Source organism: Candidatus Bathyarchaeota archaeon, assembly GCA_026014685.1.
Taxonomy (GTDB): Archaea; Thermoproteota; Bathyarchaeia; order Bathyarchaeales; family Bathycorpusculaceae; genus Bathycorpusculum.
Genome location: JAOZHW010000003.1, coordinates 93,911 through 106,898, shown reverse-complemented (window position 1 = coordinate 106,898; position 12,988 = coordinate 93,911). Strand labels below are relative to the sequence as shown.

16 protein-coding genes are annotated in these 12,988 nt (G+C 49.4%); 2 read left to right on the top strand and 14 right to left on the bottom strand.

What is annotated here, in order from left to right:
- Positions 1-160: 160 nt before the first annotated feature.
- Complete coding sequence (locus NWE96_01795; protein ID MCW3982710.1) at positions 161-532, top strand: hypothetical protein; 372 nt, start codon at positions 161-163, stop codon at positions 530-532.
- Complete coding sequence (locus NWE96_01790) at positions 529-924, top strand: CTP-dependent riboflavin kinase (protein ID MCW3982709.1); 396 nt, start codon at positions 529-531, stop codon at positions 922-924. The genes NWE96_01795 and NWE96_01790 overlap by 4 nt, the downstream gene beginning before the upstream one ends.
- Here the strand turns inward: NWE96_01790 and NWE96_01785 are convergent.
- The 14 genes from NWE96_01785 to hisG form a co-directional block, all read right to left on the bottom strand.
- On the bottom strand, positions 914-2,422 hold the full coding sequence (locus tag NWE96_01785) for a CoA-binding protein (GenBank protein MCW3982708.1): 1,509 nt from the start codon (positions 2,420-2,422) through the stop codon (positions 914-916). The two genes, NWE96_01790 and NWE96_01785, sit on opposite strands and share 11 nt — an antisense overlap.
- Positions 2,423-2,525: 103 nt before the next feature.
- A complete protein-coding gene (locus NWE96_01780) occupies positions 2,526-3,377 on the bottom strand; it encodes a coenzyme F420-0:L-glutamate ligase (GenBank protein MCW3982707.1) in 852 nt (283 codons plus the stop codon).
- A 50-nt stretch (positions 3,378-3,427) separates the two neighbouring features.
- Positions 3,428-4,468, bottom strand: a complete 1,041-nt coding sequence (locus NWE96_01775; GenBank protein MCW3982706.1) for a radical SAM protein — start codon at positions 4,466-4,468, stop codon at positions 3,428-3,430.
- A gap of 49 nt (positions 4,469-4,517) precedes the next feature.
- Positions 4,518-5,573 carry an AmmeMemoRadiSam system radical SAM enzyme gene (amrS, locus tag NWE96_01770; protein ID MCW3982705.1) on the bottom strand — a complete coding sequence of 352 codons (1,056 nt, stop codon included), beginning with the start codon at positions 5,571-5,573 and terminating at the stop codon, positions 4,518-4,520.
- Between the two features lie 76 nt (positions 5,574-5,649).
- On the bottom strand, positions 5,650-5,988 hold the full coding sequence (locus NWE96_01765) for a DUF86 domain-containing protein (protein MCW3982704.1): 339 nt from the start codon (positions 5,986-5,988) through the stop codon (positions 5,650-5,652).
- Complete coding sequence (locus tag NWE96_01760; GenBank protein ID MCW3982703.1) at positions 5,975-6,304, bottom strand: nucleotidyltransferase family protein; 330 nt, start codon at positions 6,302-6,304, stop codon at positions 5,975-5,977. Before NWE96_01760 ends, NWE96_01765 begins: the two co-directional genes overlap by 14 nt.
- 74 nt (positions 6,305-6,378) lie before the next feature.
- On the bottom strand, positions 6,379-6,711 hold the full coding sequence (gene hisI / locus NWE96_01755; protein MCW3982702.1) for a phosphoribosyl-AMP cyclohydrolase: 333 nt from the start codon (positions 6,709-6,711) through the stop codon (positions 6,379-6,381).
- Complete coding sequence (gene hisF / locus NWE96_01750; GenBank protein ID MCW3982701.1) at positions 6,708-7,511, bottom strand: imidazole glycerol phosphate synthase subunit HisF; 804 nt, start codon at positions 7,509-7,511, stop codon at positions 6,708-6,710. The genes hisI and hisF overlap by 4 nt, the downstream gene beginning before the upstream one ends.
- Positions 7,512-7,514: 3 nt before the next feature.
- Positions 7,515-8,240 carry a 1-(5-phosphoribosyl)-5-[(5-phosphoribosylamino)methylideneamino]imidazole-4-carboxamide isomerase gene (gene hisA, locus NWE96_01745; protein ID MCW3982700.1) on the bottom strand — a complete coding sequence of 242 codons (726 nt, stop codon included), beginning with the start codon at positions 8,238-8,240 and terminating at the stop codon, positions 7,515-7,517.
- 5 nt (positions 8,241-8,245) lie between these two features.
- A complete protein-coding gene (gene hisH / locus NWE96_01740) occupies positions 8,246-8,851 on the bottom strand; it encodes an imidazole glycerol phosphate synthase subunit HisH (GenBank protein MCW3982699.1) in 606 nt (201 codons plus the stop codon).
- On the bottom strand, positions 8,851-9,426 hold the full coding sequence (hisB, locus tag NWE96_01735) for an imidazoleglycerol-phosphate dehydratase HisB (protein MCW3982698.1): 576 nt from the start codon (positions 9,424-9,426) through the stop codon (positions 8,851-8,853). The genes hisH and hisB overlap by 1 nt, the downstream gene beginning before the upstream one ends.
- Before the next feature lie 2 nt (positions 9,427-9,428).
- Positions 9,429-10,547, bottom strand: a complete 1,119-nt coding sequence (gene hisC, locus NWE96_01730; protein ID MCW3982697.1) for a histidinol-phosphate transaminase — start codon at positions 10,545-10,547, stop codon at positions 9,429-9,431.
- Positions 10,544-11,842 carry a histidinol dehydrogenase gene (gene hisD / locus NWE96_01725; GenBank protein ID MCW3982696.1) on the bottom strand — a complete coding sequence of 433 codons (1,299 nt, stop codon included), beginning with the start codon at positions 11,840-11,842 and terminating at the stop codon, positions 10,544-10,546. The genes hisC and hisD overlap by 4 nt, the downstream gene beginning before the upstream one ends.
- A complete protein-coding gene (gene hisG / locus NWE96_01720) occupies positions 11,824-12,822 on the bottom strand; it encodes an ATP phosphoribosyltransferase (GenBank protein ID MCW3982695.1) in 999 nt (332 codons plus the stop codon). Before hisG ends, hisD begins: the two co-directional genes overlap by 19 nt.
- Positions 12,823-12,988 lie beyond the last annotated feature (166 nt).

The following is a 12,988-nucleotide window of genomic DNA, read 5'->3' as shown; positions in this document are numbered from 1 at the left end:
ACCGGAAAAACATCAATAGAAAAAGCTGAATCAAACCTAACCCCACATATCTACCCCCGAAAAAAATTGTCCTCAAAGAGAACAACTTCAGCTCGGCTTGTGGCAAAATTAAATAAGTTACCGCTGACACTGTTAGGGGTAGCTTTGGATGGATAAGTGTTTGTCTGGTAAGCATGACGTAACAGTTTCTTATGAGCCATTCCGCGAAATCGTAATCATGGAGAAAACCCGCTTCGGAAGCCCCGAAGAAATCGCCCGCTTCACCTCAGTCATAGCAGGCGGCAAATTAGCAGGGCTCTACTGGGTTGACGGCGTAGTGTTCCTCTATTTCCCCTTAACAGCATCTAACATCGCTGTTGCTAAAGAACTGTTAGAAAAACGCAAAGTCTACTGGACATACGTGGGCTACGCCATGATGCCTCGTTATATGCAAACAATCGAAACCAAAGAAAAAATGATCGTGCCAGTCGTAGACATCTCCGCTGACCCAATTCTAAAGTCAGTAGCACACTGGCTAAAAGCACAGCAGTGAGCGGCGTGCCGCATCTGATTTTTGAGGGTACAGTCTTCTCTGGCAAACGTGAAGGAAAAAAGTTTTTAGAATTAACTTGGGTTAGGCGGCAAATCCAGCGCAAAGTGGGCTTCACCCCATACTCAGGCACCTTAAATCTACGCTTATCAAAGGAGATGGCGGAAAAAAGAAAACAGCTACAAGGTTCTGCTCAATTCGTTATTGAACCAGAAAAAGGCTACTGCCCAGGCAACCTATACAAGGCAGTCATCGGCACAATTGAATGTGCCATAATAATTCCACAAATCCCCAAATACCCAGATGACGTGCTAGAAATTATCTCGCCAGTCTATCTCCGTGGAAAACTGGGGCTTGCGGATGGCTCAATGGTGACCTTAACGGTTACTTTTTAGCTTTAGTTGCGTTGCAGGATTTTTTGTAGTTAGCAAGGTAGTCTTCAAATGCGCCGTTCCGTTTGAGGTATTCACCGTAGTGAACCAGAGAAGCCATAGCGCAGGCTGCATCCTCAGGTGAACCAAACGAAGGCACACAGAGGCGGTCAAAGCGACTGCGAGTATAGAGCGCCATTTCTGTTTCGCCTATGTCGCACATTACGAGGGGTTTTTGGTATTTTTTGGCTACTTCTACGATGCCGTCAATGTATTTTTCGCGTAAGCCTGGCATATGATGTAAACCTAAGAGGATGATGCCGTGTATGTTTGGGTCTTGGAACATAATGTCAGCTGAAGTCACAAACTGCTCGTCAGTCACTGAACCCGTTAAGTCAACGGGGTTGTGAGTTGCGGCGATTTGGAGGATAGCTCCCTTCTTTTTAAGTTCCTCAAACTTCGCCTCTGTCTCTTCGGTGAAGTGCTCCACAGTTAAGCCCAGAGTTTCCAATTCATCGACGGTCATGACTCCGGGTCCACCTGCGTCAGTTAAAATACCGATGTTTTTGCCCATAGCTGGAGGCTGCATGGCAAGCGCTTTGCCGATGTCAAAGAAGTCTTCCATGTTATGTGCACGAATTACTCCGCTTTGCTCGAAGGCGGCGTCGTAGACTTTATCACTGCCTGCAATGGCGCCTGTGTGGCTAGCTGCGGCCCGTGCACCTGCACTGCTGCGACCGGACTTGATGACGACAACGGGTTTTTTGAGAGTGACTTTTTTAGCGATCTTTATGAAGTCGCGGCCATTTTTGACGTCTTCAAGGTAGACGAGGATGACTTTGGTTTCCTTGTCATACATGAGGTAGTTGAGTATGTCAGATTCAGAGACATCACTCTTGTTACCGAAAGAAACGAATTTCGATACACCCATCTGGCGACCAGTAAGGTAGTCGAGTGCGGCTACACCGAAAGCGCCACTCTGAGTTATCATAGCTATGCATCCGGGAAGAGGACGGGGTGTGGCAACCACATCTTCGCCTGTGGTAAGTGTCTTTGTTTCAGGCAGAAACAGGGTGTCGATTCCTGTTTTAGAGTAGTAAACCCCGAGGCAGTTGGGGCCCAAAATTCGGATACCGCCTTTGGCTGCGATGGATATGACTTGGTCTTCAAGTTCTTTGTTACCGACTTCCTTGAAGCCCGCGGTGATTATGATTGCGGTCTTAACTTTTTTGTTAACAGCTTCTTCCATTACTGATGGGACAATCTTGGCGGGAACGATAACAACCATCAAATCCACTTCGCCGGGGACACTGCTTAGCGTCTTGTAGCATTTAAAACCCAAGATAGATTCTTCACCTGGATTAACAGGATAGAGTTCCGCTTTGAGAACGCCGCGCTGCTTGTTTATAGCTAAGTTTTTAAAGATAACGTTCCCTGCTTTGTCGGACTTTTTGGTTGCGCCGATGACTGCGACTGAGCGTGGATTAAAGAATGCATCCATCTTTTGAAGTGCTTCTTCCATAGTTTATCCCATCGTATTTCCGCATAGAGCTTGCAAGCCAATTTTTATGTCTTGCTCTCCAGAAAACGGGTTTTCTGTTATTTTGGTTAAGGTTTTCAAGCATTTATGTGTAGTGCAGAACTTTTCTTACAATCACCAAGGGCGTATGGACCACGCGATCCAGCATCTCCCAACTCACTGAGTCAACGTTAACGTGGAACCGCGACGCCATATCCCACACCGTCGCACCCGAACCTGGCCCCCGAGCTCGGTCAGCGATGTTGGTGATTGTTAACGCCTGACCAGCAGACAATTCACAGCCCGCCACAGCAAGAGGCGTTGAACTCCGTTTAAGCCTCAGCATCCTGCCCAAAACATATGTGAAGACTCCGCCAAAAGAATGAATTCCCCGCATCGGGTTTGGGCGTGGTGTAATGTAGAAGTTGCGGAAACGGTACGTTTTATCGGTGTCTGCGATGACTACACAGACGGTTTTGCCGAGGACTTCTCGGATTTGTCTCTGAATGCGCTGTGCATAAGCATCCGCGCCTTTTAGGGGCAAACTCACATAAGAAAAAGCCAAGTTCGAGCCGTCGATTCCGCCTTCTGAACCGAAGAGAAGTGCCTGCAGCAACCCCGCCCGCTCAAGCGCCAACTGTTTGTGCCTGGTCCCCGACTCCAATGGATACTCGCGCAACCGTTGAATCAGCCGCAATCCAAAGCCACAGAGGTAGCCGAGGCACCAGCCCCATATCGTTCGCATCCAGAAATGGGCAAGGAATTTGGAATGGACACTAGCCTTTATAGCGCTTTCGTCGATTATGGTTCCAGTAGCTATGGCTATAGCTTTTTCTGAAACCACCACGAAGTCTCCGTCGAGAATTCTACCCTCAAGCGCCTCAGCTATCCTGTCAAGGTAGTTGTCGTTGGGTTTCCAGTAGCTGGCTGCAACGGCTAATGCACGGTACTTTGTCATTGTTTTCACTGATGCAGTTTTAGGTTTGGCTTAATAAGACTTGACCGCGTCTAGTTGACCAAGTTCTTTAAGCCAGCCTCTTTAGCCAACTGCAACGCCAAATCCATCTCCGCTTTGGTAAGCCTGCGCCTTAATTCTGGCAATTCATCTGCCCGCCACTCAGGACGATACTGAAACATCAAATTAACCCGTGTACCAGCACCCAAGTTTTTGGCGATCCACTGCAGTATCGGCTTAGTGCAGCACTCCAAATGACCAGGCAAAACCAGCACCCGCACCAAGAGTTCACCGTACTTTTTGGCTTCAAGATGGTTGCGTGTGCAGACTTGCCAGTAGTTTGGAGCGTCAGATATGCGTTCAGCGCAATTACCTGGGCCATACTTGAAATCCAGTAGGTAAACATCTGCGAACCCCGCCAGCAACTGTGCGGTTTGGGGGCTGTAGTAAGCGTTAGAATTCCAGACTACGGGCACGTTTTCGTTGACGTAAGTGAATGTGTTTAGCCAATGCTTCAGCCACGGGGTCGGTTCTCCACCGACCAAGTTGATGTTTCGGCAACCCTTTGAATGCAGGGTTTCGATTTCTTCTGCGAGTTCTTTAGGCGTGTATTCGATGGGGGTTTCTTTCCACTGTGAAATCTCCCAGTTTTGACAGTGACGGCAACGAATTGTGCAGCCCATCGTGAACACCGTGCCAGAGGGCACAAGTTCGGGTTCCTCGCCAGTGTGAGCAAAAATGCTGGAAACAGGCAGAGCGTTGCCGCAGCCACAATACCCCAACTGATCAGCCAGCCTGTTTATGTGGCATTGGCGGCTGCAGAGGTGGCAGCGTTGGAGGATGTCGGTGGCTATTTGGATTTTTAGGTCTAAGTAGGATTTTTCTGGTGTAGCCCTCAGAAAGCTGGTTGTGCCGTTGTCGAGTTGCCGCTCGAGGTTGAGGAAGTCTTGGGTGCATTTTTGGTGTTGCTGCCACAGTGAAGCTAATGAATCGAGGTTTGAGAAGTCGGCAGCTACTTTTTTTGCTATCAGAAACTTGGCTACCGTCTTGTTTTCTGTAATAGCAAAGTACCTAGCTAAACTCGCCCGTGCCAACTCATCAGACGACGTGCTTCTACACCCTGTTACTATTGGCTGTTTGAGCTTAAAAAAGGGCGTAGGGAAATTTTTGGCTGGATTGGTGTAGTTCGCCTTTTATAGGGATGGCTTGTCCACAGACTGGGCATTTCATGTCGGCAGTGAGGTTCCACTGGGTGATTTCGAAGCTGTAGCGTTTGATGACGGCGGTATCGCAGTTGGGGCAGACCGTGTTCTCTGCAGGGTGACCAGGGACGTTTCCGATGTAGACGTAGTTGAGGCCTTGGTTTTTGGCTGTCAAATACGCCTGCTCCATTTCCTGCACGCTCGTCGCGGGAGTAGTTGTTAATTTATAGTCGGGGTGGAATCGCAGCAGATGAAACGGGGTGTCGGCGCCCAAGTAGTCCTTTATCCACTTTGCGAGGGCGCGGATGCGTTCGGGGGAGTCGCCTGATTTGGGCACGACAAGGTTGGTGAGTTCTATGTGAACGCCTTGGAGTTTGAGTTCCTTAAGCGACTCGTAGATGGGCTCCACGTTTGGCACGCCCATAGCAGAGCGGTAAAAGTCGGGGTCACCGCCGCCCTTGAAATCCACAGTAGCCGCATCCAAGTAAGGCGCGATAGTTTTCACTGCCTCAGGCGTCATGTAGCCGTTGGTTACGAAGGTGTTGAATAGCCCTGCTTCTTTGGCAAGTTTAGCCATGTCATAGGCGTATTCCATAAAGATGGTGGGTTCAGTGTATGTGTAGCTTAAGCCTTGGCAGAAGGCGTTTTTTGCTGCTTTGATTGCTTCTTCGGGGGGGAAGGGTTTGCCTGCGACTTCGTGGTCTTGGCTTATCATCCAGTTGTCGCAGAATTGGCAGCGGAAATTGCAGCCAGCAGCCGCAACCGACATCACCAGTGCGCCGGGGTGGAAGTGAGTGAGGGGTTTTTTGCCGATGGGGTCGACGCCTGCGGAGACGGCTTTGCCGTAGTTGAGGGTGAAGAGGTTGCCGCCTTGGTTTTTGCGAACTAAGCAGAAGCCTGGTGCTCCGTCGCTTATGAGGCAGTGGCGTGCACAGAGGTTGCATTTGACTTTGCCGTTGCTTTGGCGAGTGTAGAGCATGGCGGGATGAAGAGACATGATTGTTCCACAAATAGAATAGTGTAGCCAGTTCGTTTAAAAGCATTCACTACAAAGTGTGATGGAGACGGTCGTACTACTGGATATCCGCCAGCATCTTTTTAATTAACGCTTTCAGCCGCGGAAGGTCAATCGTTATAGTGTCCCAAACTAAAAGTAAGTCAACGACAAAATATGCGTGAATTAGTTTATCGCGCATTCCAGCAATTTTTCGCCAATTCATTTCAGAGTATTTATTTTTTAATTCGCTACTTAAATTCTTGGTTGCTTCACCGACAACCTCAAGAGCACGTAGAACCGCAAATTGTTTTTCTTGGTTTTCAAAGAATTCCTCTTTAGAGAGCCCTTGGGAAAACTTCTCTATAGCTGATATGGCGTCTAAAATATGTTTTAAGTAGGCCTCATCTTTTGTCATAAACAACTATCATCTCTCGTTTTACGTCATCAATAATGTAAGGGCTTAAACTTCTGAAAATTCCCAGGTCTACTTTCCGCTTGAAAGCCACGCTCAATTCATCTTCTAACCCCACTAAATCCAAGAGACTCTTAGGCTTACTTGGATCGAATTCGATAGCGATGTCAACATCGCTTCCTCTATGCTGCTCGCCTCGTACGTATGACCCGAAAACTGCCAAAAAAACAACATCGTTCCGTATGCAAATCTCCTCTAGCTTCTTATCCAATCCTTTACGCTTTAATGGTTGTGGCAGTTTCTCAACTTGGATTTGCATGATTCATTAAATAGCCTCATGGAGAATTAAGCCTTTTCAAAAAATAATAAAAAAGTTAAGTCGGAATAAGTTGTTTACAGCAGTTTTTTGTGGAAGCAGCTGTATTCGCCTGTGTGGCAAGCTGGTCCAGTCTGTTCAACCACGTAGAGCAGTGAGTCATAGTCGCAGTCAGTGTACACCGCAACGATTTTCTGTGTGTGACCACTGGTTTCACCTTTTATCCAGAGTTCGTTTCGGCTGCGGCTCCAGTAAGTGGCTTTGCCCGTTTTCAGGGTTAATTCGACTGCTTCTTTGTTGGCGTAGGCTTGCATGAGGATTTCTTTGGTTTTAGCGTCTTGGGTTATGACGGGTATGAGTCCGTTGCCTTTGCTGAAATCGAGTTTTGCGAGTAGTTCGGGTGGTGTCATTGTCGTATCGTCACCCCCATCTTACGCAAGTAATCTTTCACAACAGGAACAGGGTACTTGTTGTAGTGGAAAATCGAGGCAGCCAGTGCCGCGTCGGCTTTGCCCTCGGTGAATACGTCGAGGAGGTGTTTGGGTATGCCTGCGCCGCCGCTTGCTATGACTGGAACGTTGACGCGTTCGGAGATGGCGCGTGTGAGTTCGATGTCGTAGCCGTCTTCCGTGCCGTCCTTATCCATAGAGGTTACCAAGAATTCTCCTGCACCGAGCTTTTCAGCCTGCATTGCCCACGCGACTGCATCTATGCCTGTTGGTTTTCTGCCGCCGTATGTGTTGACTTCAAACCAGACTTTGCCTTCTGAGGTTTCTATCATTATTTTTCCGTCAGTAGGGTTGCGGTTGCGTTTGGCGTCGATGGCGATTACGACGCATTGGCGTCCGAAAACGTCAGCTAATTCGGTTATCACGTTTGGGTTTTCGATGGCAGCTGTGTTAACCGATACTTTGTCGGCGCCGCTGCAGAGAACGAGGCGTGCATCTGAGACGTTGCGGATTCCTCCTCCGACAGTGAACGGAATACTGATAGCCTTGGCGACACCTTCCACGTATTGGCGCATGATGTCGCGCTTCTCATGTGACGCGGTGATGTCGAGGAATACGAGTTCGTCGGCGCCTTCGTCGCTGTAGCGTTTCGCCATCTCGACGGGGTCACCTGCGTGCTTGAGCTGCAGAAAGTTTATGCCCTTTACAACTTTGCCGTGATCAACATCGAGGCAGGGCACTATGCGTTTAGCTAAGGTCATTTATCAAACTCCTATCTTTGCTAAGGCTTCTTTTAACGTGAAACGCCCCTCATATAGGGCTTTCCCGATCACTGCCCCTTCACACCCGATCTGTTTTAGTGCGGTTAGGTCTCCGATGGAGCCGATTCCGCCTGCTGCGATGATTTTAGCTTCAGGGAACAGGGTTGCTGCGTTGAGGGTTTGCAGGTCTGGGCCGCTAAGCATGCCATCCTGAGCGATGGAAGTTATCAGGAAGGTTTGGACACCGAGTTGCGTGTACTTCTCCAGCGCTTCGTCTACGGTCAGAGGAGTTTCAGTTTGCCAACCCTCCACCATGATACGCCCATCCCGGTTGTCTAAGGCGACAATGACGGAGTCTCTACCGAACCTATTGAGGATTTTCGGGATAACCTCTGGGTTGCTGAACGCTAAAGAACCGAGTATAACTTGGGCGATACCTGTTTTGAGAAGTTTCTCTGCGGTTTCATAGCTTCGAATACCTCCGCCAACTTGGATGGGGAGCGAGACGTTTTTTGCGATTTCAGCAATGACGGCTCGGTTGTCGCCTATGCTGAATGCGGCGTCGAGGTCGATGATGTGAAGTTTGCCTGCGCCCTCACTTTTCCATCGCTCTGCGGCTTGGAGGGGGGTACCGAATTTGGCTTCGTAGCTTTTAGCGGTTTCGGCTTCCCCGCGGGTTAAGCGAACGATTTTGCCGCTCATAAGGTCAATTGCGGGAATAAGCTGCATAACATTCACCTTACCACTGTTTTAGCAAAGTTTTTGAGAATCGCCAACCCGGCGTCTCCTGATTTTTCAGGGTGGAATTGGGTGCCGTAGATGTTTTTTTGGGCGACTGCTGAGGTAAAGGTTGTGCCGTACTCGGTTTTTGTGACTACGATTTCGGGATCTGCGGGGGCGGGGTAAAGAGAGTGCACAAAGTAGACATAAGTGCCTTCTGCGATGCCGTCAAAGAGTTCGTTGGGGCGTGTGATGTTGAGTGTGTTCCAGCCCATATGAGGCACCTTGACTGTGCTAGGTAACTGTTTGACGGTGCCTTTGAAGAATGATAAACCGCTGCCTGGGCCTTCCTGGCTGGATTCAAAGAACAACTGCATCCCCAAACAGATGCCTAAAAGCGGAGTGCCCTCTGAAACTTTGGTTTGCAGGGTGTCTTTAACTTTGTCGAGTCTTTCCAGTGATGCTGTGAAGCTTCCGACACCGGGCAGGGCGATGGCGTCTGCTTTAGCTAAATCCGCGGAGGTGGTGCCTATGGTGGCGGTTAAGCCTGCTTTTTCAAGCGCCGTTTTGAGGCTCAGTAGGTTTCCGACGCCGTAGTCGAATATGACTGCGTTTGCCATCAGATTACGCCCTTTGAGCTGGGTACGCCTTTGCGTCGGGGGTCGATGGTGGTGGCTTGGCGAAGTGAGAGGGCAAAGGCTTTGGTGGCGGCTTCTGCTTTGTGGTGGTCGTTGCCGCCGTATTCAACAAAGATGTGCACGTTTGCTTGTAGGGTTTGTGTGAGGGATTCATAGAAGTGGACGATGTCTTCGGTGGGCATGTTTTCTACTTTTTTGCCTCTGAGTTTGAGGTCTATTTTGAAGTAGGGGCGTTTGACCAAATCAACAGCAGCGAATGCCAGTGATTCGTCCATGGGGGCGGCTGCGTTGCCGAAGCGGGCTATGCCTTCGCGTGTGCCTAGCGCTTTGTTTAGGGCTTCGCCTAAGCCGAGCGCGAGGTCTTCAACCATGTGGTGCACCAAGTCGCCCTGAACGGAAGCGGATATGTCGATTAGGCTATGTGTGGCAAGTGAGGTGAGCATGTGGTCTAAAAACGGCACGTTTGTGGCTACTTGGGCTTTACCTTCGCCGTCTATGTTGACTTTGACTTTTACTTCGGTTTCTTTGGTTTTTCGGTAAACCTCTTCTGTCCTCATGTTTAGTCACTTTGAATTTGTTTTAGTGCTTCGATTAGTTTGGCGTTCATTTCAGGCAACCCCACTGTGACGCGGAAGCAGTTGTCGTATTGGAGTAGTTTACCCCATTTCTTTAGCATAATGCCCCGTTTGAGTAGAGCCGTGTAGACTTCTTCTGCGGGTTTTTTGGTGTTGATTAGGACGAAATCTGCTTGGGAGGGGAATGCTTGTACTCCTTCTATTTGATTGAGTGCTTTTATGAATTTTCCCCGCTCCGCCACCAACGCAGAAACAGCGTTCCGCATTATTTCCATGTTTTCGAGCATCTTGATGCCCATGCGTATGGTGAAGCCAGAAACTGGATAGGGAAGAGGCGCTTTTTCGCGTATCACTTTTGCTAATTCTGGGTTTGCAACGGCGTAACCCAACCGTAGCATCGCCAAACCAAACGCCTTGGAAAACGTCCGCAGAATAACCATGTTCGGGAACTCTCGAATGCGTGGTACAAAGCTGTAGTCAGCGAATTCGCCATAAGCTTCGTCTAGGATGACGATTCCAGGGAAGGCTTTGACGAGTTTCTCAACGTCGTCAGGGTTCATTTGGTTGGATGTGGGATTGTTGGGTGAGCAGAGATAGAGCAAGCGGGTTTTGTCCGAAAATGCTTTGAGCATGCCCTCGACGTCAAGTTGGAAATCGCCCTTTAACGGTACCGATACGTATGCGCCTTCTTGGCGCTTCACGCACAATCGTGGAATCGCAAACGTCGGTTCAAACGAAACCGCCGCCTCGCCTTTTTCGATGAAGAGGCGTACTATGCGGTCGATTAATTCGTCACCTGCATTGCTAATCGCCAAGTAATCCGCTGGGACACCTATATAGTCTGTGAGTTTGTCTCGGAGTTTGGCTTCTTCGTCTTCGGGGTACATGCGCAAGTCGATTTCTTCGGCGAGTTCCTTCATCAACGCGGTTTGGCGGGCGCGGTCAACGAAGAGGTTTTCGTTAAAGTTTAGTTTGACGATTTTTGAGAGGTCAACGCCGAGTTGCTCCGCTAAACCTTCGGGCGTGACGCCTGCAGAGTAGCAGTCTATAGCTTGCAGTTTCGCCAGCTTCTGCTTTAACCAGGTTTGGTAGGATGCGCTCATTTTTGGAACCGTACCTCTATGGCTCTGTAGTGATTGGGGAGGTTTTCGGTGTCAGTTAAGACTTTGATTTGGGCTTTAACTTTTTCCAGTGCCTCACGTGAACACTCGGCTATGCTGACTCGACGCATGAAATCAATCGCGGATAAACCTGAGAATGCCTGTGCGAAGCCGCCGGTGGGAAGCACATGGTTGGTTCCGCTTGCGTAGTCGCTGAGTGCGACGGGGCTGTTTGGTCCGATGAGGATGAGGCCTGCGACGAGTTTCTCGGAGAGTTTCTGAGCGTCGTTAGCCATGACTTCAAGGTGTTCCGCGGCGAATTGGTTTGTGAGTTTTACTGCTTCGTCAATGTCTGTGCAGACGATTATGAAGCCGTATTTGGATAAGGAATCGACGACTTTTTCAGCACGAGGCGCAGAGGCAGCCATTTTGAAGAGGTTGTCTTGGACTTCATGAGCCAGTTTCGCTGATGGAGTTATCAGGGCGGCGACGCTGTCTGTGCCGTGCTCAGCTTGCGAGATCATGTCAGCGGCGATCAAGCGTGCGTCGGCATATTGGTCGGCTAAGATAAGAACTTCACTGGGACCTGCGGGCATGTCGATGGCAACATCTTGAGATACGAGAACTTTGGCCATGGTTACGTATTTGCTGCCTGGCCCAACGATTTTACGGACTGGCGCTATAGTTTCTGTGCCGTACGCCAATGCCGCGATCGCTTGAGCTCCGCCAACCTTGTAGACCTCATCTACGCCGCAGATATCTGAGGCAACCAATACCAGCGGGTTAACTTTGCCCGCTGCATCAGAAGGCGAACAGACAACAATCCTGGGTACACCAGCAATCTTGGCTACCAAGGCAGTCATCACAACTGTGCTTGGGTAAGCGGCTTGTCCACCGGGAACGTAGCAGCCGACGCTTTCGATGGGGCGTAGCACGGTTTGAACCATGATGCCCTCGTTGAAGGCTTTCACTTCGGTGTTTGCGAGCAGTTGCTTTTGGAAGACGCTTACGCGTTGCTTCATGAACTCGATGGCGGCGACTTGTTCTTTGGTAACTTGGGTGTAGGCGTCTTTAATTTCTTCGGGGCTGGCTTTGAGCGTGGCTGCTGTGAGTTGGGCTTTGTCGAATTTCTGCGCGAACTCTATGAGTGCCTTGTCGCCTTCGGTTTTAACTTGGTTTAGGATGGTTTTGACGTTGGCTTCAAGGTCAGCAGTGGCTTTTTGGTCCACCTGCTGGCGCTTAAACCAGTCAGAGGGTAACTGTTTTGATTCCCAAACCTTTATGAGGCCTTTTTGCATTGACCTTCTTTTCTCCGTTCAATCTCATCCAGCGCCAACACCTGCCGCGGTTCAAACACCACCAAGCCCTGTGCTAACTTGCGGATTTTCGGCAGCAACCCGATGAAGCAGTCCTTCTCTATGACTGTATTTACGCCCACCCAGGCGTCGTCTGCGAGTGGAGAAATCGTCGGGTTCTTCAGCGCTGGCAGCTCTGTTAGAAGCTTTTGGAGGTTTTCTTTTTTGACGTTAACAAAGATGTGTATCCGCTTAGAGCCATCCACGACGCCTTTGAGGAGTGCGACTATGTCGAAGATTTTTTCGCGTTTTTCAGGGTCTTCCAAGGCTTTTTTGTTGGCGATTAGAACCGCTGAGGAAGTGAGGACTGTTTGGATGATGCGGAGGTTGTTGGCTTCTATTGTGGTGCCTGTTTCGGTGACGTCCATGATGCAGTCGCTGTTTTCTGGTGGCTTAGCCTCGGTTGCCCCAAATGAGAGGAAGATTTTGGCGCGGGGGTTATCGCCTTTTCTCCACCAAGGCGTAACCAGCATCGGCTCGCTATTGCCGAATCGTTTCTGGTATTCGGGGGTGCTTTTGAGGAATTCTGAGGCGATGTTTAGGTATTCGGTGCTGACGCGGAAGTTTCTGCCCTGCGCCCAAACGGACTCCATGAATTGCCCCAGTGTAGTGCCTTCAGGAACACTTTTGGGGACCGCGATGACGAGACGGATTTTACCGTACTCGAGGTTTTGGAGGATTTCGACATCTGCGCGGTTTTCTTTCACCCAATCTTCGCCTGTTATGCCTATGTCTTGGAGACCTTCGCTGACGAACACGGGGATTTCTTGGGGACGCAGAACTTTCATTTCAATTTGGGGGTCGTTTATGCTGGGGCGGTATGTTCGGTCTGAAGCGCCGATTTTGAAGCCTGATTTAGAGAAGAATTCCGCCGTTGCTTTTTCTAATGAACCTTTTGGTATTGCAAATTTTAGTTTATCCATAACATTTTCACCATAACATTTAGAGAGTATTCTGGGGTTTTTTGTTTTTGATAGAACGTTTCGCTGCGGGGTTGCGTCTAATTTACAATATGTTTTCGTTAAGCTTTCAATGAAGGCAATCGCCTTGTATGAACGCAATCCCTCATCATACGTCACTAAACGACAC

Excerpts from the sequence above, each read along its gene's own strand:
- hisI (MCW3982702.1), bottom strand. The coding sequence starts at position 6,711 with ATGACACCACCCGAACTACTCGCAAAACTCGATTTCAGCAAAGGCAAC.
- hisG (MCW3982695.1), bottom strand. The coding sequence starts at position 12,822 with ATGGATAAACTAAAATTTGCAATACCAAAAGGTTCATTAGAAAAAGCA.
- NWE96_01760 (MCW3982703.1), bottom strand. The coding sequence starts at position 6,304 with ATGCAAATCCAAGTTGAGAAACTGCCACAACCATTAAAGCGTAAAGGA.
- hisB (MCW3982698.1), bottom strand. The coding sequence starts at position 9,426 with ATGAGGACAGAAGAGGTTTACCGAAAAACCAAAGAAACCGAAGTAAAA.
- hisC (MCW3982697.1), bottom strand. The coding sequence starts at position 10,547 with ATGAGCGCATCCTACCAAACCTGGTTAAAGCAGAAGCTGGCGAAACTG.
- NWE96_01765 (MCW3982704.1), bottom strand. The coding sequence starts at position 5,988 with ATGACAAAAGATGAGGCCTACTTAAAACATATTTTAGACGCCATATCA.
- hisA (MCW3982700.1), bottom strand. The coding sequence starts at position 8,240 with ATGCAGCTTATTCCCGCAATTGACCTTATGAGCGGCAAAATCGTTCGC.
- amrS (MCW3982705.1), bottom strand. The coding sequence starts at position 5,573 with ATGTCTCTTCATCCCGCCATGCTCTACACTCGCCAAAGCAACGGCAAA.
- hisF (MCW3982701.1), bottom strand. The coding sequence starts at position 7,511 with ATGACCTTAGCTAAACGCATAGTGCCCTGCCTCGATGTTGATCACGGC.
- hisH (MCW3982699.1), bottom strand. The coding sequence starts at position 8,851 with ATGGCAAACGCAGTCATATTCGACTACGGCGTCGGAAACCTACTGAGC.
- NWE96_01785 (MCW3982708.1), bottom strand. The coding sequence starts at position 2,422 with ATGGAAGAAGCACTTCAAAAGATGGATGCATTCTTTAATCCACGCTCA.
- NWE96_01780 (MCW3982707.1), bottom strand. The coding sequence starts at position 3,377 with ATGACAAAGTACCGTGCATTAGCCGTTGCAGCCAGCTACTGGAAACCC.
- hisD (MCW3982696.1), bottom strand. The coding sequence starts at position 11,842 with ATGCAAAAAGGCCTCATAAAGGTTTGGGAATCAAAACAGTTACCCTCT.